The organism is Lysinibacillus sp. G1-3, from assembly GCF_056322905.1.
On record NZ_JBWHYQ010000010.1, the window covers coordinates 121735 to 143717 of the forward strand.

Annotated in this window: 20 protein-coding genes; 9 read left to right on the plus strand and 11 right to left on the minus strand. The window is 34.1% G+C overall.

All coding sequences use genetic code 11. The features are described 5' to 3' along the window. Window positions 1-8: 8 nt before the first annotated feature. The 4 genes from ACVYAD_RS12455 (at window position 9) to ACVYAD_RS12470 (ending at window position 2772) form a co-directional block, all read left to right on the plus strand. Complete coding sequence (locus ACVYAD_RS12455) at window positions 9-1040, plus strand: alpha/beta fold hydrolase (protein WP_476426632.1); 1032 nt, start codon at window positions 9-11, stop codon at window positions 1038-1040. A gap of 223 nt (window positions 1041-1263) precedes the next feature. Beyond that, entirely contained in the window at window positions 1264-1677 is a 414-nt protein-coding gene (locus ACVYAD_RS12460) for a MarR family transcriptional regulator (RefSeq protein WP_476426633.1), read from the plus strand. Window positions 1678-1837: 160 nt separating this feature from the next. Continuing rightward, window positions 1838-2494 carry a hypothetical protein gene (locus tag ACVYAD_RS12465; RefSeq protein ID WP_476426634.1) on the plus strand — a complete coding sequence of 219 codons (657 nt, stop codon included), beginning with the start codon at window positions 1838-1840 and terminating at the stop codon, window positions 2492-2494. Beyond that, window positions 2491-2772 (plus strand): hypothetical protein, encoded by a 282-nt coding sequence (locus tag ACVYAD_RS12470; RefSeq protein ID WP_476426635.1) that lies wholly within the window; start codon window positions 2491-2493, stop codon window positions 2770-2772. Before ACVYAD_RS12465 ends, ACVYAD_RS12470 begins: the two co-directional genes overlap by 4 nt. Window positions 2773-3043: 271 nt before the next feature. On the opposite strand, the gene ACVYAD_RS12475 is transcribed toward ACVYAD_RS12470, so the two are convergent. The 5 genes from ACVYAD_RS12475 to ACVYAD_RS12495 form a co-directional block, all read right to left on the minus strand. Continuing rightward, window positions 3044-4525, minus strand: coding sequence for a malate:quinone oxidoreductase (locus ACVYAD_RS12475; RefSeq protein WP_476426636.1), 1482 nt, complete (start codon window positions 4523-4525; stop codon window positions 3044-3046). 591 nt (window positions 4526-5116) lie between these two features. After that, complete coding sequence (locus ACVYAD_RS12480; RefSeq protein WP_476426637.1) at window positions 5117-5518, minus strand: MerR family transcriptional regulator; 402 nt, start codon at window positions 5516-5518, stop codon at window positions 5117-5119. Window positions 5519-5592: 74 nt separating this feature from the next. Beyond that, entirely contained in the window at window positions 5593-5907 is a 315-nt protein-coding gene (locus tag ACVYAD_RS12485; protein WP_476426638.1) for a hypothetical protein, read from the minus strand. A 117-nt stretch (window positions 5908-6024) separates the two neighbouring features. Next, a complete protein-coding gene (locus ACVYAD_RS12490) occupies window positions 6025-6267 on the minus strand; it encodes a hypothetical protein (protein WP_476426639.1) in 243 nt (80 codons plus the stop codon). 211 nt (window positions 6268-6478) lie between these two features. After that, the gene (locus ACVYAD_RS12495; protein ID WP_476426640.1) at window positions 6479-6628 is read right to left on the minus strand and encodes a hypothetical protein; all 150 of its coding nucleotides are present in this window, start codon (window positions 6626-6628) and stop codon (window positions 6479-6481) included. Between the two features lie 250 nt (window positions 6629-6878). On the opposite strand from ACVYAD_RS12495, the gene ACVYAD_RS12500 reads away from it, so the two are divergent. Further along, window positions 6879-7370 (plus strand): hypothetical protein, encoded by a 492-nt coding sequence (locus tag ACVYAD_RS12500; protein ID WP_349660192.1) that lies wholly within the window; start codon window positions 6879-6881, stop codon window positions 7368-7370. 297 nt (window positions 7371-7667) lie between these two features. On the opposite strand, the gene ACVYAD_RS12505 is transcribed toward ACVYAD_RS12500, so the two are convergent. Then, entirely contained in the window at window positions 7668-7934 is a 267-nt protein-coding gene (locus ACVYAD_RS12505; protein ID WP_079563395.1) for a hypothetical protein, read from the minus strand. A 126-nt stretch (window positions 7935-8060) separates the two neighbouring features. Next, window positions 8061-8861, minus strand: a complete 801-nt coding sequence (locus ACVYAD_RS12510) for an MBL fold metallo-hydrolase (RefSeq protein ID WP_476426641.1) — start codon at window positions 8859-8861, stop codon at window positions 8061-8063. Window positions 8862-9161: 300 nt separating this feature from the next. Here ACVYAD_RS12510 and ACVYAD_RS12515 point away from each other — a divergent pair, with 300 nt between their 5' ends. Continuing rightward, the gene (locus ACVYAD_RS12515; RefSeq protein WP_349660190.1) at window positions 9162-9500 is read left to right on the plus strand and encodes a BRCT domain-containing protein; all 339 of its coding nucleotides are present in this window, start codon (window positions 9162-9164) and stop codon (window positions 9498-9500) included. Between the two features lie 37 nt (window positions 9501-9537). Here ACVYAD_RS12515 and ACVYAD_RS12520 read toward each other — a convergent pair whose 3' ends face one another. Next, window positions 9538-11412, minus strand: a complete 1875-nt coding sequence (locus ACVYAD_RS12520; RefSeq protein WP_476426642.1) for a leucine-rich repeat domain-containing protein — start codon at window positions 11410-11412, stop codon at window positions 9538-9540. Window positions 11413-11802: 390 nt separating this feature from the next. Between ACVYAD_RS12520 and ACVYAD_RS12525 the strand changes: the two genes are divergently transcribed. Then, a complete protein-coding gene (locus ACVYAD_RS12525) occupies window positions 11803-14580 on the plus strand; it encodes a bifunctional diguanylate cyclase/phosphodiesterase (RefSeq protein WP_476426643.1) in 2778 nt (925 codons plus the stop codon). A 37-nt stretch (window positions 14581-14617) separates the two neighbouring features. Beyond that, window positions 14618-16261 carry a thiamine pyrophosphate-binding protein gene (locus ACVYAD_RS12530; RefSeq protein ID WP_349660187.1) on the plus strand — a complete coding sequence of 548 codons (1644 nt, stop codon included), beginning with the start codon at window positions 14618-14620 and terminating at the stop codon, window positions 16259-16261. Between the two features lie 117 nt (window positions 16262-16378). Here ACVYAD_RS12530 and ACVYAD_RS12535 read toward each other — a convergent pair whose 3' ends face one another. Together ACVYAD_RS12535 and ACVYAD_RS12540 are read right to left on the minus strand one after the other, a co-directional pair. Continuing rightward, window positions 16379-16978 carry a hypothetical protein gene (locus tag ACVYAD_RS12535; RefSeq protein WP_476426644.1) on the minus strand — a complete coding sequence of 200 codons (600 nt, stop codon included), beginning with the start codon at window positions 16976-16978 and terminating at the stop codon, window positions 16379-16381. Beyond that, entirely contained in the window at window positions 16932-17240 is a 309-nt protein-coding gene (locus tag ACVYAD_RS12540; protein ID WP_476426645.1) for a hypothetical protein, read from the minus strand. The genes ACVYAD_RS12535 and ACVYAD_RS12540 overlap by 47 nt, the downstream gene beginning before the upstream one ends. Before the next feature lie 453 nt (window positions 17241-17693). Here ACVYAD_RS12540 and ACVYAD_RS12545 point away from each other — a divergent pair, with 453 nt between their 5' ends. After that, on the plus strand, window positions 17694-20048 hold the full coding sequence (locus ACVYAD_RS12545) for a M13-type metalloendopeptidase (protein ID WP_476426646.1): 2355 nt from the start codon (window positions 17694-17696) through the stop codon (window positions 20046-20048). Window positions 20049-20291: 243 nt separating this feature from the next. Here ACVYAD_RS12545 and ACVYAD_RS12550 read toward each other — a convergent pair whose 3' ends face one another. Then, complete coding sequence (locus tag ACVYAD_RS12550; RefSeq protein WP_476426647.1) at window positions 20292-21692, minus strand: TcaA 3rd/4th domain-containing protein; 1401 nt, start codon at window positions 21690-21692, stop codon at window positions 20292-20294. Between the last annotated feature and the right edge of the window lie 291 nt (window positions 21693-21983).

The following is a 21983-nucleotide window of genomic DNA, read 5'->3' on the forward strand; positions in this document are numbered from 1 at the left end:
GGGATTAGATGAAAAAGATAATGAAATTTATAAAATTCACCGGAATAATTACTATCGTATTACTAATAACAGCGCTTTTATTCCCTACATGGACTGCCCATATTAAAGGTAATAACAGTGTAAGTGCATTAGAGCAAGTAGAGATAAATGGAAGTAAACATGAAGTTATGATACGCGGCAAAGATCAGGATAATCCCGTTATTATTTTTGTCCATGGAGGGCCTGGATGTTCAGAAATACCTTATGCCAGTAAGTATCAAAACTTATTGGAAAACGATTTTACGGTCGTGAATTACGACCAAAGAGCGAGCGGAAAATCCTATCATTTTTTTGAGGATTATTCTAATCTTTCATCAGACTTACTCGTAGATGACTTATTGGCCTTGACGGATTATATATCAGATCGTCTTGGCAAAGAAAAAGTAATATTAATTGGCCATTCTTATGGTACGTATATTGCAACGCAAGCTGCCTCTAAAGCTCCTGAAAAATTTACAGCATATGTTGGAATTGGACAGATGAGTGATCCAGCAGGGAGCGAGATTGACGGTCTGAATTACGTTATTCAGCAAGCTGAAAATGCCGGCAATAAAGATGACGTTTTATATTTACAAGGGTTAACTGAACAAGTTGAAAATGGCGAGATGTTTATTCCACGGAAGTATATTGCAAAATATGGTGGAGCTACAAGACTTATTGATAACCCTGATGGGAATATCATAAGTATGTTATTCAGTCGTGAGTATAACTTATTAGATGTGATTCGTTACAACTATGGGTTATCCTATTCTCAAAGAACTCTATTAGGGGAAGTAATGAAAAACCCATTACCTACTAAAGTAAAAAAACTTGAATTACCATGCTATTTTGTTATGGGTAAATATGATTATCAAACTTCATCTAATGCAGCAAAAAAATACTTTGATATGATTGAAGCCGATAAAAAAGAATTTATTGCCTTTGAACAATCCGCTCATTATCCACAATTTGAAGAGAAGGAAAAATTTTATGAATGGATGTGCGATACGTTTTTGAAATAAATTGGCTCTTCATTAAAACATGGGGTTGATTTCCTTTCGACTGGGTACTTTGTTGTTGTCGCTTCGCTTTCGCACAGAGCACAGCTTCCTCGGGGCGTCTGATGGGTCGCTTCTGTGTTCTACAATGACAAGGAATCAGTTCTCTTAAGGATAACGATAGTAGCTCACATTATTTATTTACTATATAATTTAGTTATTAAATATTTTAACGGGTAGTGATACTATGTCAAAAAATGAGCAATTGCACAATGTGGAAACGATTATGAGAGAGATGCTTGAAATACAAAATAAATCAAAAATGTTTGTAAATCTCTTATCTGAGGGAGAATCATTATCGCAAAACCAATTGATCCTCCTACTTCAGCTAAAAACTAATGACGGTATGAAGGCAACAGAAATTGCTGAGTTCTTTAGTGTGACGCCAGGAGCCGTTACATCCATGTGCGATAAACTTGAGAAATTAGAATTTGTAGAACGTATTAGAGAGCAAGAAGATCGTCGTGTAGTAAAAATGGTGTTAACTAATAATGGTGAATTAAAGGTTCAAGATTTATTTTTAAAGTTTCCACAGGAAAAACTGGTAGACATGACAAAAATATTGCGTGAGGTTAATCAGTTAATGAATAAAATTTTTTAGGATTTCATAAAATTGAAATCCTTTTTTTATTGCCTAAAAAATCCATAAAAAGCTCATCAATTTTTTTGTTCTTGACAAAACAAGGCGGCATATAATTTAATTAATATATATTTTAATAATTAAAATATATATTAATTAAATTAAAATGAGGTGGTTATCCGTGATTCAAAAACTACGTACAGTAACCCTTACTAACGGCTCTATTAGAGACTTAGCAGCAGATTGTGAGCAATTAAATATCCGCGGCTCTGTTACTTTACATCAAGAAATACGCGTAAAAAAAATCTCTACTCATGGTCATAGCTCTTTTCATTCCCGCGTTGAAGCACAGATTTTAAATAGTTCAGGATCATGCTCTATAAAAGATTTTTGTGAAATTAATGAGGTTAAAAGTGCGGGGAGCTTAAATATGCGCAATGGGCGAATAACAAAATTGAATAGTTCTGGGAAGTTGGCCATTGAACAAAACTTACAAGTAGAACAGTTTCATGCAGTCGGTTTTGTTAAAGCGAATGAAATAGAGGCAAAACATTTTCAATTAAAAATGTCTGGTGGAAATGAGATTAAAAAGCTTATTGCAGATGTGATACATGTAGAAAAAGATTCGTTATCTATATCTTTTCTAAAGAAAAAGTTGAATTGTAAATATATTAAAGGTGAACAAATACATCTTTCCTATACCGATGCAGAAATTGTTGACGGAGATATTGTAGCAGTAGGCGATAATTGTCATATACAAACACTTTATTATACAAAAAACTATTCGATTGCTAAAAGCGCCAAGGTGCAACAAATTATACGGAGGGAAAAGGAATGACATTCATAAAAATCATTCAAAGCTTTTTTTGCTCATTAGCCCTTCTCGTACTATCCGTCCTCTATGCAGGGCTGGTCTTCAGTGCATTACTATCAATAGTAGCCGGCATTTTACGAACATTCGGCTTGGAACAAATACAAATGAGCATTTGGAATGGCGCTGAGCTTCCGGTCGCTTTCAGCATTCCGCTAGCACTTTTGGTTTCTTTGTTGCTATTCTTTTGTTCAATATATATCAAACGCTCTATCCAATTTTGTTATTCCAAGCTTAAATTTTAAAATTAGAAGCACACCTTTTGTTTGCTAGAAAAAGGTGTGCTTCTAATCATTTATTTTGCTTTTATATAAATAAATATTTGTTTCATAAATTATTGCCATTTTGTCATTAATTAATGTCTATTTGAATATAGTAGATATTATGGATGAAAATTATCGCTACAACTCCATTTGTGAAATAAAAAAATAGAACCTTCCACCCTAAATTAGAATGAAGGTTCTATTTTATTTTGTAGAAACAAATCGTTTACATTCTTTGTTTCTACATCTAATTTTATTTTAAACGAAGCGCTTCGTCTGTTGCTTCGTTAATTTCTTTAAGAAACTCTGGATTTTCTGCTAATGACTTGCCGTATGATGGGATCATATCTTTAATTTTTGACTCCCACTCGTTAACATGTTGAGGGAAGCATTTATTGATTACCTCAAGCATAACGTGTACAGCAGTAGATGCACCTGGAGAAGCTCCAAGTAATGCAGCAATTGAGCCATCAGAAGCACTTACAACTTCCGTACCAAATTGAAGCGTACCTTTACCACCAGCTTCAGTATCTTTAATAACTTGTACACGTTGACCAGCTACAATAATATCCCAATCATCGCTCTTAGCATTTGGAATGAAATCACGTAGCTCTTCCATACGTTGTTCTTTAGATAACATAAGTTGTTGGATTAAATATTTTGTTAATCCCATCTCTTTAACTCCTGCCGCTAATAACGTTGTAATATTATGCGGTTTTACAGAAGCAAATAAATCCATATTTGAACCTGTTTTTAAGAACTTAGGTGAGAAACCTGCGAATGGTCCAAATAATAAAGATTTTTTGTTATCAATATAGCGTGTATCAAGATGCGGAACAGACATTGGTGGAGCACCAACTTTAGCTTTTCCGTATACTTTCGCGTGATGTTGCTCAGCAACTTCTTGGTTTTTACATACTAGGAATAATCCACTGATTGGGAATCCACCAATATGTTTCCCTTCAGGAATACCTGATTTTTGTAGTAATTCTAGGCTTCCTCCACCAGCTCCAAGGAAGACAAATTTTGCTGTATGGTATTCCATTTTACAGCCTTTTTTGTCGTGCACTCGTACTTCCCATGAACCATCGCTAGTACGTTTCATGCTTTCAACACTATGATTGTAGTTGATGTCAACGTCTTTATTTTTTAAGTGGTCGAATAACATACGTGTTAATGCACCAAAGTTAACGTCTGTACCAGTGTCAATTTTTGTCGCAGCGATAGCTTCATCTGCTGGACGATCTTGCATAATAAGAGGAATCCATTCCTTTAGTTTTTCTGGGTCATCAGAAAATTCCATACCTTGGAATAAAGGATTTTTTGTCATCGTTTCATGACGTTTTTTCAGAAACTCTACATTTTCTTTCCCTTGTACTAAACTCATATGAGGTAAAGGCATAATAAAGTCTTGTGGATTACTGATTAGTTTATTGTTCACAAGATAAGACCAAAATTGTCTTGAAACATGGAACTGTTCATTAACGTTAATCGCTTTGCTAATATCGATTGATCCGTCTTTTTTCTCTGAAGTGTAGTTAAGCTCACAAAGTGCCGCATGCCCAGTTCCCGCATTATTTAATTCGTGAGAACTTTCTTCACCAGCTTTATCAAGCGACTCAAACACTGTAATTTTCCAATCTGGTGCTAATTCTTTAAGCATTGTCCCCAAAGTCGCACTCATGATTCCGGCACCAATTAAGATAACATCTGATTTAATTTGTCTGTTACTCATTTTTACCTTCCTTATATATTAAGATTTGCAGAAAGGATGTAAGCTCTCCTGCTGTCACAGTAAGCTCTAGAGTAACTTAGGAGTACATCTTTTCTGTATCAATTATTACCTTATTGCAGTGTATCATAATTACATAAAGATTAAAATATCAACTATCTATATGAGAGTTATGTGCATTTTTCGAGCCTTCCCCTTAATAAATCAAGAGAAAAACCTACTATTCCCCCATTAAGAATTACTACCTTTATTTAAACGTTATGGAATAATCGTCCTAAATTTGGCTAGCGTTTTCATAAAATAATGAGGTTTTCTTTATTATTATATTTATATAATAACATAAAAATATGGAACCAGTCTTGTTTTTGCACCAGCTCCACTATACATAAAATATATAGAATTTTCTAATTATTTTCTAGTGTTTTATTAAAATTATTTCTTTTTAGTCTAACCAAGAAAGTAAAACTCATTCTATTACAGGACTTTTTATTTTCCAACCACCAATATCAAAATCACCCATCTGATTCATTACACGGTTAACTAACTCTTCATATTCCTCCATCATCCTTTGTTTATCCGTTTCTATTAAAGCTTTTAAAATCTACCTTTATTTTTTTCTAATAACTGCTCCATTTTATTATCAGCACGTTGTAAGGCTTGCTTTATTTGTTTAATCTCTTTTTCTCTTTGAATCATCTGTTTATACTTATTTTGAAATAATAATTTCATCTGTTGAAGGTTTTGAATTTCCGCTTCTGTCAATTCATCATTTTCGTCCGTATTTTGCGACCATTCAAAAAGTATTTTAATTTCTTGAAGTGAAAAACCACATTTTTTTAGTTTTAGAATTGTACTAATGATCTCGATATGATCCTCGTTATACTCACGATGTTTGTTATTTATTTCTGGACGTAATAGACCCATTTTTTCATAATAACGGATAGTGTCTTTACTAAGACTAGTACATGTAGCAAATTCACCGATTTTTATGATCATCACCTACTCGTAAATAATTATTTATCAATATCGCCTTGGCGTAATTGCGTTCGGATTTTGAAAGGTGGAAGTCTTTACTGAATGAAGGTAACCATTAATAGCAATATACAATGGAATATGAAGCGAACGATATGATGACTATATCTAAGCTGTTTATTTGTTACTAGCCCTTCCGCAACTGCTAATACATGTAACAAAACAAATTCAAGAATTAGCAACATCAGTACTAGAGCTTTGTTCGGTAAAAATATCGTTACAAGCATACAGATAGATAAGACCATAAACAAAAATGTTCGTACTTGATGTCCTTTCTCTCTCCATTGCTGCAAGCCTACAATCCCTGTCAATAATGCGTATAACCCTATCAATACATAAGTAATAATAGCCATTCACATCACCCCATTCTTTTAATATTTTCACTTTAAAAGATGGAGTTAGCTCCATGTCAACACCTTCTGAACAATTACTTTAATACAAGTCAAAATATATCGCAGTTGCTAATTATGTTAAAGGTCAAATATTTCACCAGAGTGTACTTTTAATTGTTCAACACCAATTTTCATTGCACTTTCTTCTGTATCCATTAGTGAAAAATGTTGTGTGATAGGATTCCAATACTCATATGAATAGTCGATATCGCCTTCAAACCATCTGAAGATCTCTATTGTATATAGACCGTCATTTCTTTTAATAATTTCAACCTTATATTCTTCACTTGGAGATAAAATTGATTTTACAACTTCATTCATTGTCTCACCACCACTTAACCCTATAATGACTTATTCTTTAAACATCCTTTCCACATTATGAAGTTCTATCTTTTCGATAATCAAGATAATCATTTTCTACAGCAATTATTAGCAGTGAAATTAAATAAAGGAATTGGATAAAAATCCAATTCCAAAAATAAATAGACGAGTTTTTTAGCCAATCTCTATGCCCTAAAAAATACAATTCTACTTAAAAAATATTAGCAAAATAGTTTTGAACAGATTCAGGTAATAGTTGAAAGAATAATCCCTCATATTTGATATCGAGTATACCAGCAATAAACATAATAATAATGATGAATATTAAAAGGAGTTTCTTGTTTTTAGAAATCCACTTCAATAGGCTCCCCTCCTCTTAAAAATAACGTTTATAGTTTGCCAATTAAGTATATATTGATTCATGTATTATATAAACCTGTTCTTACAATCATTCTCTGTCACCCAAATTGGATATGTTTCATAAATTAAAAATAATGCTGTTGATTTTCTTTTAGTCATGAATTCAATTTAGCTCCTTCGGGTAAACAATAAATAACAAGGCTTTTGTCTCACCAATGATTGCTTGAAATTTTATAAAGAAAGGAATTGCAATGGTAAACTTTAAATCATTTCGTGGTGTCGTTACTCAGATTGATGATTTCCCTATTGGGCAAAATGGTGAAAAGGAAGGCTGTTATAAATTGATGACGGTAGAAGATAGTACTCAGGGCATCGTCAATTTTGTCGTCTCACCTTCCACTTACTTTGTGAATCAAGAAATTGTGACTCCCGGCGATCGGGTTACTGGATATTATGATGGGAATGCACCTGTCCCTTTAATATATCCGCCTCAATATCGAGCACTTGTTGTTGTAAAGGAAAATAACAATCAAAATGTCAAAGTCGACTTTTTTAATAACCAATTAGTTAGTAGTGATGGTCAATTACAACTAAATGTTTCTGCTTATACACTTATCTTGCTCAAAAATGGGCAACCTTTTTCAAAAAGCCTAGCCAATAGAAACTTAATTGTGATCTATGGCCCTACTACAAGAAGTATCCCTGCACAAACCACACCGTATAAAATAATCGTTTGGTGTTAATTTAAGATTAAGAACATGTAGTTGATGTGCGTTCCGACCAGGCGCTTTCCAGGGGCGCTCCTACCTTATCTACCATTCATGACATACGTAAATATCATTCCAACTTTAGTAATAACATAAAATTAAACCGAACATTAAAAATATTTCCCAGGAAAGGTGCTCAGTCACCCCATCTTTCGCAACACTTGCATAACGTTGGGATTACTGTAAGCAAACAAAAGAATAAATGAAGCGGCTTAGTCCCCTTTCAATTATTGGACTTAAGCCGCTTAAAAGTTATTTTTATTTATTCAGTCACTATTTGTCTTGCATTTCGTGTAATTGCTGCTTGATCTGCTCTAAGTACTCTTTATTTTGTTGGACTGTATCCAAATGCTCACCATATTCCTTTGCATTCATAAATGCATTTTCTGCATGTTCGATTTGATTGAATGCATGTTCAATAGCTATTTCCTCTGGGTGTGACTTTACATGCTTCAACAAACGCTCCGCCTTTTGGACGGAGTTCCCAAACAAAGTGCTTGGGTGATCCTTTTTCCAACTCATATCTGAGTGCTTAGCCAATTCTACCTCTCCCCTTCCTGCCATTTAAATAAATAATCTAGATATAGTATTGTAAAATGAGCAGAAAATATGTACGGACAAATGCGAATTAAAAAACAAAAAAAGAAGCACTAATGAATGCTTCCTCTACAAAATTTCTTCAGCCATTTTCTTATTGTCAGTATGAATGCCTCTCATCCCTTCAAAAAATGAATATTTTTCACTTAAATATTTTTCTAACTCTTCATTATCATGAGGAAGCTGCTCTAAGTAATACTTCGAGCTGTTTATCCTTTTTTGAATTTCCTGTTGATTTTGCGTTGTCGTACCGTGCCCAGGTACGTGGGTCGTTATTTCATGATTAAGCAAAATACGTTCAGCTTTATTGACCGTATTTACATAGTCTTTATAGTTGCTAAAAATAAATGGAAACTCAACATCTGACAAATAATCGCCAGAAAGAAACAGACCATAAGGCTCAATAACTGTAAATAAACCATCATTCGTATGACCAGGTGCTGGATAAAATGTCATGGTAAAGGAATCGAATTCTACTTTTTGCCCGTCCTCTGAAACGACAATATCTACATTTGGATATTGAGGTGAATAACTTCTATTCAAATAATACCCTTGGTCAAATTGTTTAATTTTTTGCATGATGTCTTCTTTGTTAGGATTTTCATCAAATTGTTTTGAGGCAATTACCTTAGCTTCTGGGAATGCCCCAGAACCAATAATATGATCAAAATCGCTATGTGTATAAACAATATATAGTTGTTTATCACCTCTAATCTCGTTTATATGCCTCTTAATGTCGTCAATTTCAGTAGGTAGCCAATTAGGATCTGTCATAATTACTGCTTCATTCGTTTGAATGATTGCCGAAGTAGTCATATATAATGCACTTTGAAAAACTGTAATATTATTATTTTGGAATTGAATCACCATGAACCACCCTTTTCCCCTTACTTTCTTTTGATAATGAGCTAGTTTATATTTTGCCCGTTCTATTCCTTAGTTCGGGCACTATTTATAAAATCCTTCTTTAGGAAAAAAAGTATGCGAAATCAATTTAAATTTCACATACTCTTAGCTTTTTCTATAGATACAAGTATTCATAATTAACGGATCTATTATTTTTTATCTCTTACTTATGATACGATTTCCCATAACTAGTTTAAATGTAGAATCAAATCAATGTCACCTATACATTAAGTAGAAACCTTATTTCAATCAAGGAGAGTCAACATGAACAACAATAAGGACAACACAGAAGTCATCTTACTTTCTGACCCATCAGAATGTTTAAAGCATCCATTTCATCATAAACAAATTGTCTTTACAGGGGCCCTTTCCACTATGACACGTTCAGAAGCTGCAAAAAGAGTACGAGCTTGTGGAGGAATTATGCAAGGGGCGGTTACACAGGATACAGATTTCCTTATTCTTGGGAACAAACGTCGTGGTATAAGTACGAAACAATTAAAAGCCGAGAAGTTAATGAGCCTCGGCTTAGACATTCAAATAATTATTGAGGATGATTTTAATTGGCTCATTTCAATGCAAGAAGAACTACCTAAAATTTAAATAGCTTAGTGATACGTATCTCCTGATTGAAATTACCTTAATAAATCAAAATTCCTTTGTCTAGAACAGAAGTATTTTGCACCTGATTCCCTAAAATATATAGCTTTTTCAAATTAGGCAAATTCACCAAAGGCTCTACATTTGAAATGGCATTATTTTCTAAATGAAGCTCCTCAATTTGTTGCCACTTTTCCATAAAACTTAATGATTGTAGTGAACTATCTTGTAAAGTGAATGAATGCAGAGCTGAAAAGCCAGCGAAGTAAGGCATAACCTTATCAACTTCGTTCACCCAGTCACCATTGTCTATTTGAAAAGATGCATCATTCAAAGTTAAATGCTCCAGGTTGTTGTTGTTAAACGAACTTTGACTATCAATTTGAAACTTACACTCATTACAATTTAACCTTTTTACATGCTGTAAATTGAATAACTCACTCGTCTCTTCATAAAAAGTTGTCTCATTTAAATTTATTGTTTGCAGATTTGGGAGTCGATTTAAAGAAGCGATGCCTATGAAATCACTTCCCTCCATTGCTGTAAGTTGTTCTAGCTGCGGGTATTTTAGTAATTCTTCTCCATTCAAATACGACTGCGCTCCACTTATTTCAACAGTCAAATATTTTAAAACAGGTGCCTCTAGCTTTGGGAGCAAAGAACTTGTTAATTCTGCTTTTTTTAAATGAGGTGCTACAATCGACGATATTTCACCATGATAACCAGTTATCGATAAATCGGTCAGAGAAGTCAGGCTGTTTACAATATCATGCACTTCTAATTTAAAACGTGAAGCTAAACGCAATTTTGTCAATGAAGACTTATTTCTAAGGCGTTCTACATTTGTAATATCCATATTTTCAAGATCAAGCGACTGCAGGTTGGGCATGTTTTGTATAAAATCAAGCGTTTTTAAATTTCGTACCGCTGTAAGCTTCAATTCTTGTAATTGATTCAGTGAATAGAATGAGCTAAAATCTGTCGCTTCACTTAGATCTATTGTTAGCGACTCTAAATCTGTTAATGAAGACAACCATTTCAAATCATTGGCAGACATTAAGGTCAATGACTTTAATGGCAGTTGATTCAGCAGAGGGAAGTCTGTAACCGTCTCAGTGTAGTACGAAATTTCAAGTGATTGAAGATTGGGGAACTCTAATAATAAAGCAAGTTCATCATTACTTCGAATTTGGATAGAAAGCTCTACAACATTAGACTTATCACTAAAATATTCAGCAATTTTACTAAATGATTCATTAAAACTACCTGTATAGCTTTTTAAACCTTCCAGATGGCGGAAGCTTACATTTCCACTTTGTGATATTTCATAATCGCCCATCAAATTCAATACCGTCAGACCAGTAAAGGCTTCAAAATCTTTTTGTTCGATTTTTTGTGTATTTAATAACTTATCCATAATGATATAGTTAGAAATTTTGGCTTGCTTATTTGTAAATGGATCATCAAGACTGTAATCAAAATGCCACTGATCTTCAGAATGATAGGCTGCCAAATAACGGATACTTGCGATTTCTTCTTTAGTTGGCAAAGCTTCACCTTTATCAAAAATATCTTTTAAAAAGAGTAAAAGTACTTCGCTTTCAGGCATTTTTCGAACAGATATTTTCTCACGGTTACCATTTTCTGTTTGATTGCTACTTAAGAGGAAATAGCCAAGGAATGCACAAAGGATTATAATCGGTACCATTAAAAGAGCTTTTAAATTCGTTTTTGGACGTGTAGCTTTATTGGCAGAAGTTGTACCATAATAATTATTAATCGTCTGATCAACATAATAAACTTTATTCTCTTTCAACATTATCTCGGTTTCACAAAAAGGACATTTGAATGATTGTTCCTCTTTATATTCAATTTTCCCATTACAATTCGGACAATTTAATTTAATGAATTCCACTGGCAGTCCCTCCCCAGCTCTATTTCCAATTAAGTTTAGTTATCTGAAAAATAAATGTCAATATTTTCTATTGAATACTAATTATCTCCCTCCTTTAGACCTACAACAAAAAGTCGCCCAAGAAATTACCACTGTTTGATATATTTAAATTTACTTTCGCTACTTGAAATACAAGGAATACTTCACCTAAAGAATGATTGTAGTCCTATATAAAAAGGCTACTAGTAAAAAGACATAATGCTCTTAAGATTTTTTTACTAATTTTTATATTTTCTTACCTACCTGTTTATCACTACTGTAAAATGAAAAGACTGGGACATTCGATACGAATTAAGAAATAATTTAATAAAAATTTATACAAGATAAGGATAAAAATGGGGGTTCATATATATGTCTATGGAACAAACGAGGTATTCTCGACTGGCTAATATAACAAAAATGATTAATATGAAGCTAGATTTACGTGAAGTATTAGAGCAGGTAACAATAGCAATTTCTGAAGAAATCGTCACATGTGATTCTGTGGGCATTTATTTACCACAAAAAGATGGTACATTCAGAGGATATGTAGGAAAACCAGCAGTTATTAATGGCTGGACTTTGAATATGCATATAATTGATACCGAAATAGATTTACTAGCAAAAGAAGTAATTGAAACAAAGAAAACCATCTATATTCCTGATACTTCGAAGGATAGTCGACCTGATCCCAGAGCAGTTGAGGGGTTCCATATTAAATCTTTATTAGTTCTTCCCATCTCCTTTGAACAAGAGTTATTTGGCCTTGTTTTTTTATTTGATTATGGAATTCCAATGAACTTAACAGACGAAGAAATTCAAACGGTCGAGGCATATGTGAATATGGCTGCTGTTGCTATTCAAAATGCAAACAACTTAACTTATAAAGAACGCCTTATTAACGAAAAGCAGTTGCTGCTTGATGTTACACGTGACTTATCAATGTGCTCCTCACTACAAGAAAGCCTTGATAAATGCTTTTTCTACTTAGAGAAATTTTTAGATAATAAAAATATAGGGATTCACCTTTTAGATCCTTTAGCAGAAAAAAGAGTGAAACCGGCTAAGTTAAGTAAGGAAAGTGATTGGACAGAAGAGAATTGGCTAAAGACACATAACAAATTTAAAATTGATCAAAGCAATGATGCTGTAATGCAGGAGGTTTTTGAAACAAAAAAAGCCATTCTTATTTCAAATGTATTTGAGGATGAAAGACCTAATCATGAAGTTTGTCGTAATTTCGGCATAAACGGTTTAGTTATGTTTCCTCTAGTTTCAATGGGTGAAATTTTAGGGCAAATATCTATTGTTAATCTTGAAGAAAAAGCATTTTTCTATTCAGAAACTCAATTACAGCTAGCTCAATCCATTGTTGACACTACAGCATCTGCATTATCAAACCTTATATATATGGAAAAGCAAGAAATCATTATTGAGGAGAGAACCTCAGAAGTAATAGTCAAAAATAAAGAGCTTGAAAAAGTTGTAGCGGAGTTACAGCAGCTTAGCCGTGAAAAAGAGTTAATTCTCAACTCTGCAGGTGAAGGTATCTTTGGATTAGATCTTGATCGAAACATTACATTCTGCAATCCAGCTGGTGCACTCATGTTAGGTTATGAAACAGAGCGAGAATTAATCGGAAAATCCGTCGATATTATTATGAGTGGTAATGAAACGGAAGACAAAATTATTATTTCATCCCTTTTAAATAATAATTTCAACAGCTACAAGGTGTTTTTTAGAAAAGACAACTCCAACTTTCCCGTAGAATATGTAACCTCCTTAATAAAAGAAGGAGACAATATTGTAGGAGAAGTTGTCACATTTAAAGATATAACTCAAAGAAAGCAACTAGAAGAAAAGATTAAATACCACGCTTATTTTGATAGTTTAACGAATTTACCGAATAGAATTCTTTTAATAGACAGACTAACTCAAGGGCTGAAGTATGCAAAAGCGAACGGAGAAAAATTAGCAGTTCTCTATTTGGATTTAGACCGTTTTAAGTTAGTAAATGATTCGCTTGGACATAGCTATGGTGATCTATTACTTCAAGAGGTTGCCAAACGTTTAAGTACTTGCGTCCCAGAAGATGCAACTGTATCACGCCAAGGAGGGGATGAATTTACAATTTATTTGCCTAATATTAAATGTGAAAATGACATTTTGAAGGTTATTAATAGTATTAATGCTTCTTTCTCTAATCCTTTCAACTTAATAGACAATGAAATATACATTAAAACAAGTATTGGTATAAGCCTGTTTCCTGATAATGGGGATACGACAGATACGTTAATCAAAAATGCAGACACAGCTATGTACAAATCAAAAGAAACACCAGGTACTAGCTACCATTTCTTTAGCGAAGGAATGGATACGAGAACTTTTGAAAGTATCAAGCTTGAAAATGATTTATATAAAGCGTTAGAGCGAGATGAACTTATTATCTTCTATCAGCCACAAATAAACTATAAAACAAACAAAATTAAGGGCGTTGAAGCTTTATTAAGATGGAATCATCGAGAACACGGAATGATCACACCAGATAAGTTTATTCCACTTGCTGAAGAAACCGGTTTAATTGTCCCTATAGGTGAGTGGGTTCTTAAAGAAGCTTGCAAGCAATTGAAAGAATGGCATAACCAAGGTTGGCCTTTCATTAGTATGTCTGTAAATTTATCCGTCCATCAATTCGAACAGAGTAATTTATTTTCTATTGTAGAAAATGTCCTACAGGAAACAGACTTGTCACCTGAGTATTTACAATTAGAACTTACTGAAAATCTAATTGTCAAAAATACAGAATTAACATTAAAAACAATGATACAATTAAAGGGACTTGGGGTAAATTTAGCCATTGATGATTTTGGTACCGGATATTCATCTTTAGGTTATTTGAAAAATCTGCCGATTTCCACATTAAAAATTGATAAATCCTTTGTACAAGAGATGTTAACGGATGATGCAGCGGCGATTACAAATACAATTATTACCCTCGCTCAAAATTTAAAGCTTGAAGTTATTGCTGAAGGGGTTGAAACAAAAGAACAGGCCGATTTTTTATTGAGACAAAATTGTTATTTAATGCAAGGTTATTTATTTAGTAAGCCCATGAAGGCTGAAGATATTGTGAAAAAATATTTCTATTAACTTAACGTTCTATTTTATAAAAAAAGGGAGATTTATAATGAAAGCAGCTCGTACGGTCTTAGAATATTTAAAAGGTAACGGTGTTCAATATATTTTTGGTATTCCAGCAGGTTCAGTCAATGCATTTTTTGATGAACTGTATGATATGAAAGACTTAACACCGATTGTAACGAAACATGAAGGCGCTGCTTCATATATGGCCGCAGCTTACGCAAAATATACAAACCAGATGAGCGTATGTATTGGTTGTAGTGGACCTGGTGGGACAAACCTAGTAACAGGTGCTGCAAATGCTATGCGCGAGCATTTACCGGTTTTATTTTTAACCGGTGCTGTTCCAGTTAGCACAATCGGCTTAAATGCTTCGCAAGAGTTGGATGCTCAGCCGATCTTTCAACCAGTTACTAAATACAGTGTAACAGTTAAAGAATCAAAGGATTTACTGAAAGAAGTAGTAAAAGCCTCCGAAATCGCTATATCCGGAGTGCCTGGTCCAGTACATATTGCTATACCAATAGATGTTCAACACGAAATAGTGCAAAACATAGAAATACCAGCTCCACCAAAAAGAACAGCAATAGTTCCTGCTATGGATACTATTAAAAATGTAGCTGAAGAGCTAATAAAGAGAAAGAACGGATACATTTTAGTAGGACAAGGCGTAAGAAATTCAGTTGAGCAATTACTAGAGTTAGCAGAAATTCTAAATTGGCCTATTCTAACAACACCGCAAGCAAAAGGATACATTCCAGAGAATCATCCTCTTCTAGTTGGCGTTTTCGGCTTTGCTGGCCACGAGGCTGCCTCAGAATTAATAGCTGATGGCGATGGACAAGTATTGTTAATCGTGGGTTCAAGTTTAGGAGAAACAGCTACAAATAACTACAACTTAAATCTTACGAAAAACCGTTTTTCTATACAAATGGACTATGATCAATCGGTGTTCAATCGAAAATATGAGATTGATTTACCTGTGCTAGGTGATATCAATTTAAGTTTACTATTACTTATAGAAGAGTTAAGAACTAAAGGGCATACAACAAAAGAAACTGCTCTTGAGGGTAAAGAAAATAAAGAGCCTCTTGGAGATATGGAAGAATATAATACGAAAAACGTTCTATTAAGTATTCAAAAACATTTACCATCCTCCACTAGATATACAATTGATATTGGTGAATTTATGTCCTATGTCATTCATCACATGAAGGTTTTAGATAATGATACTTATGATATTAATGTTCATTTTGGCGCAATGGGAAGTGGAATTGGATCTGCCATTGGCTCAAAGTTAGCTGAACCTGAACGCCCTGTTGTATGTATCACAGGTGATGGTTGCTTTTTCATGCATGGAATGGAAATATTAACAGCAAAAGAATATAATCTACCGATCTTGTTTATTGTTATGAATAATGCTCGCTTAGGAATGGTATACCATGGACATGCTCTACAGTTCCACCGTACTCACCCATCTTTTGAGCAAAATCCAATTAGTATTAGTGCATTGGCTTCAGCTATGGACATTCCAAATTTCCAAGTAACGGAACTAGAAGATATTAACCAAGATACGATAAATAACTTAATGAATTTAAATGGACCAGCAGTCTTGGAAGTAGTTTTAACAGATAATAACACGCCTCCTATGGGAGATCGAGTTAAATTTTTATCTTCCTTTGGAAAGTAAGAGGTTTTAAACAATATGAAAAGTCATATAGATTGGGAATCATATTCCCCTATATGACTTTTTTTCTTACAGAGATTTTCTATCTCCAATTACTTACTTATTTATGTATTCGTTTGTTTATAAATTTGAGAATGAATGTTGGATGACACCAAGTATAGCGCCTATTGTTTTTCCTTTAAATGCATCTGGAACAGCCTCACCTGTTGGATTTGAGAAATAGTAACTATCGATTTTTTCATCGAAGTGATACCCTATACTCGTTAGAGCATGTTGTAAATCAGAAGGTAATGTTACTAACCCAGTTTGTTCAGTGAAATAATTTGTAGGAAAGACCTTTACGTCAACATCACTTGCTCCAGTATATACTACAAATAAGTCTTTTTCATGTTGAACAATCCACTGACCTTTTGAATATAAAGAAATTCTTGCTCCTTCTAATGAAGATATCGCTTCTAAATTAACACCAAAAATTTCATTTATTATTTTTCGAATTTCTGCCCCTGTTATGTCCCTGTCAAATTGATTTAGATAGGAATCTATTACCTCTCTCCCTGTTAATGAAGAAATCTCATCTACCTCTTCCTTCTCTTTTGATAAAATAGGTGTCTCATCTAAATTAATCTTGAAAACTAAATCTACAACATGACAAATCTCAGAACTACTAATTCTTTTACCATAAGAGTCCAAATACTTGTCCATCACTTCTGCTTTTTTCATTGTTAACCCTCCGATAAAAACCACACTTACTTATAATACGTTTTTGTAAATTGTCTAAGCGCGGTTCATTAACTTTTATATTTACAAAGAATGAACGGTGACGTTCTTCATGTTCATATAGTTCATTAAACATGTTGTTGTCGATTTTCTCTGTATCTAAAGCTGTTGTACCATCCAAAAGATATACACCCGATAAGAAACCAAGAACAATGCGAATTATATAAATTACTGCTAGAGCAACAAACATCCAGAGTTTTCCCATGCTCATTTATCCTTAATTCCCTTTTTCTAGCTTATCATAAATTTAATTTAGAGTTAATAAAACCGCCTAAAACATTGTTATATCAACGTTATAGGTGGTCTTTTTAATAATCTTACTTATGATACAGTTCACCGTATCATAAGTAGGTGCTTCGTCTACTTTCCTAAAGTAATCAACCTTCACGCCTTTTTGAAAACTAAACTTCCCGCACAAGTTGTATGACACAAGTTACTCCAGAATATAATAAAAGCAATAACGAAATTAAATCCTTTTTAAATTTTAAAAGCTCTATCAGCCAAAATTGAATAAATTATGCTCTCTTGAAATTTAAAAAAACTCCTTACATATTTTCAAACTGAAATAAATAAACTACAATGGAATACAAATGGAGAAAATTCTAAATTATCCCCATTTATCTTTATTTATACAACTACAATTTAGAGGAGCACGAAGATGAAAAAGAAGGTTTTATCCTTACTCATGACCATAATAATGGTCCTATCCGTTAGCGTATCGGTGTATGCCGATGAAAAGTCGCCATCAGCGACAAGAGGAGAGATTGTAAAAGCCTTGTTGATGGCAGCAGACGCTTATCAACAAGGAATTAATAAAGAAGCCATTATGCAAGGCTCTAAAAACGGCGATTTAAGAGAGAATGAGCCAGCTAAGAAGGTTGAAGCTTTAGTCATGTTGAGCAGAGCATTCGGCAAATTGCCAAAGCCTGTCGGAAATGATTTGCGCAGTGGAACATTCGGCGTCGAGTTCTCCGATGTACCGGCTTGGGCTAAGAAAGATATCGATAAACTGGCAAAAGCAGGCGTACTGGCGGGCAACCCTGACGGCACATTAGGCGCAACTGACACTATTACGATCGATGAGCTTCAAAATATAATTTCTAGAATTTGGTCGCTTAAAGGCTCCCATTTAAATGACGATTTTTATGAAGCAATCAATAAAGAATGGTTAAATAAATCGGCAATTCCAGCAGGAGAAATCATGGACGGCGTATTTTCCGAGCTGCACAAGCAAAATAACGATAAAATAGAAAAAATAATAGATGAACTCGCTGGCAAACAGTTCGCAGAAGGAACAAAAGAACAAAAAATTGCCGATTTCTATTCGACAGCGTTGGATTCAAAAAGTAGAAATAAACAAGGGATGGAGCCCATCCAAAAATATGTAAAGGCAATTGACGGGGCAAAAACGCTTGATGAACTCGTTCAAGCAGATCTTATCCTGGAGAAAGAATTGGGTCTAACCTCATTATTTAGCTTTTCAATCATGAACGATGCAAAGAACAGCAGTGAAAATGCATTGTATTACTCTGGATTAACTTCTGTTCTGGATAAGAACAGCTTTGTAACAGAAGACGCGAAAGCGAAAAAAGCCTATGTTCAATATATGACTAAACTTCTTGTGGCATCTGGCGAGGAAAAGTCTGCTGCAAATGCACTCGCCGAAAAAATATATGATATGGAGAAAAGCTTAGCTTCCGTATCACTTGAGCCTCATGAACAAAGCGACGTCAATAAATACTATAATCCGTATACAATCGAACAATTCGATGACATGTTCAAAACAGTAGATATGAAACAAGTCTTGAAATCGATGAAAATCGACAGTGCTGATAAAGTGATCGTAACCGATGTGAAGCTGGCGCAAAAAGGCACGGATTTCTTGACTGAGACTAATCTTAACGTACTTAAAGCTTACGCCAAAGTGCAATTGATTATAGCAACAAGCGGTTCGTTGTCAGATGAATTCAGAGATGCTGCTATTGAGTTTGACGCAACGTTATTCGGCGTTACAGGTGAGAAAACAGCTAAAGAAATCGCTGTAGCCAAGACAACTGGCACAATGGGCGGATATTTGGAGCAAATGTTTGCCGAGAAACACTTTTCACCAGAAGCTAAAAAAGATGTTGAGCAAATGGTAGAGAAGTTAATTGCTACTTATGAGGAAAGAATTAAATCTCTTGATTGGATGTCAGAGACAACAAAAGCTAAAGCAATTAAAAAGCTGGAGACGATGATTGTTAAGATCGGTTACCCAGATAAATGGGATACGACGTTAGATAAAGTAGCTATCAAGACATATGACGAAGGCGGTTCACTGCTCTCTAATACTGTCACAGTAAACAAAGCATACATTGATGACATGAAAGCCAAGCTAGGAAAACCAGTGGACAGAACAAAATGGGGCACGAGCGTATATACTGTAAACGCCTTCTACAATCCTTTTAATAATGAAATTACATTCCCTGCTGGTATTCTCCAAGCGCCTTTCTATGATATTAACGCTAAACCTGAAGCAAACTATGGTGCCATTGGCATGGTCATTGGCCATGAGATCAGCCATGCATTTGATAACAACGGATCTGCATACGACGAAAACGGAAATGCAAATAACTGGTGGACAGAAGAGGACTTTAAGAAATTCAAAGAGAAAAACCAGAAACTGATTGAGTTCTATAATGGAATTGAGATTATTCCCGGTGTATTGAGCGACGGTCAGCTTACACTAAGCGAAAATGTCGCTGATTTAGGTGGAATGGCAGCTTCATTGCAAGTTGTATCCCAAATGAGTAGTCCGGATTATAAAGCGTATTTCGAAAGCAATGCAGAAGTATGGAAATTCACAACTACAAAAGAATTTGCAGCAATGCTGAGCAAAAATGATGTACATTCAGCCAATAAAATCCGGGTAAATCGCACGATTGTGAACTTCCAACAATTCTATGATACCTATGGAATTAAGCCTGGAGATGGCATGTATATAGCTCCGGAAGAGCGAGTTTCCATCTGGTAAAAATCCGAACAGATAGAGCTAATTCCGATAGCTCTTACAACAGTGTATAAACGCAAAGGGATTGGCTAGGACATTCTTTTTAGAGTAGATACACACCGAAATAAAAAACCCCAAGAATGTTGATTTCACAGCATTCTTGGGGTTTTCTTTTTAAAGAGCACACTCAATTATTTAGAGAATTTTTTAGTTTTTTTTATGTAGATATCTTGTGTAATAGATTTTAAAACTCTCTTTTTCACTTGTTTATTTCATATAATTTTTTACTAGCTCATAACATCTTTCTTTCGTATATTGAGCTTCAATTTTATACTTTGTAATTTCTTTCATTTCATCTTCAGCATACTTTGAAGCCGCATTTTTGGCAGAACTCTCTTTGTCTTTAATCCACTCTATTTGTACTTCTTTTAAACTCTGCATGTCACCACTAGAAAGTTGCTGTTTTAACAAAGCATAGATTTCGTTTAAGATATTATCCCATCTATTATATGTTTCTTTTTCTGCTTTTAAAATTTCTGTATTATCTTTATTAGTATACAAATGCTCCAGATCTGCTAAACCAGCATCAATCGAATCTAGCTTCTGTATGTACTCATCTTTTTGACTTCCATTTGTAACTTTTTCTTGTTCTTCTTCAAAGGTAGGTTGATTTGTATCTTCTGGAAATTCAAAGTAAGCATATCGGGCATCTGAAGTAATAATATTTGATTGAACATCTTGACCTTTTGAGTTTTTGGCAACAGCATAAATCTTTATAATATCGTTAGCTGAAAGAGGGTACATTTCCCCTATTTCTGAAACAGTCAATTTAGTGGATTTCCCATTTACATAAACGATTGCATCTTCTATGTCAGAATCTAATTCTAAAGATGTCATATCCCAATCAATATCAATTTTTAGCTTATTAGATCCATTTCCTCGGATTGTCAGTTCGCCGCTATTCTCCAAGTTAGCCCACTGGCCATCATACGTATAACTCCAGGCATAAACACCAGGCAAATACTGCCCCAATAATTGTGTGCCTTCGTTATCCGTTTTAACTTTATGATTATTAATCATAATTTCTATATCCTTTAATGGCGCTTCAGTGTAGACTTCTATTGGCACCAATTTGAATTCTACCTTTTTAAAGAGCCCAAACAAGACATCCTTTTGTAGAACCGTTATCAAATCTGTACCATGACTATCACTAATGGGATCTGCAAATTCACCATTTTCTAAAGAATTTACTTCCTCTATTAAATTATCACGAATTGCGCTCCACCCATTTTCCTTTACATACAAAGAAAAACTTTCAGCATCATAAATCAAATCTTTAGGAATTTGGAATTCTTCTAAAAACGCTTGATAATCTTCTTGTTTCAATGCGGAATCCATCGCTTCAATCTGCTTCATCGGATCTAACATTTTTGTAATAGCAATATTTGCGATTACAACTAATCCGATTATTACTGCAATACCTATGATTGTAAACTTACTCTTCCTCGACATAGGCTTCTTCTTTCCATTTTGTTTAGAATACTGAGGTCCTACAGAATTATTCGATTCAGATTTTGTTTCCCTTACCGAATTAATAGGTTTACCACAGTTCTCACAGAAATTAGTTTCTTCTGCATTTTGATAACCACAGTGAACACAAAAATCCATTTTTTATTCCCCCTTACATATACATCAGCATATTATACATTTTTTTGAAAAAGGGTACTAGTTTTACTTAAAAAACAGTAACTACCACCCAAATCAAAAGAATAAATACACAAAAAGGAGGCCAACACACAGCGTTACTCTATGTTAGCCCCCCTTACATTTCAAAAATAAAATGTTTAACTCTCAAACTGAGGTAACTTTCACTTACTTATGATACTGTTCTCCGTAACTGTTCTAACTAAGTGCGTTTTTTTATTCTTGAATTGAGTCACCAATCAGTCCAAAAACTGA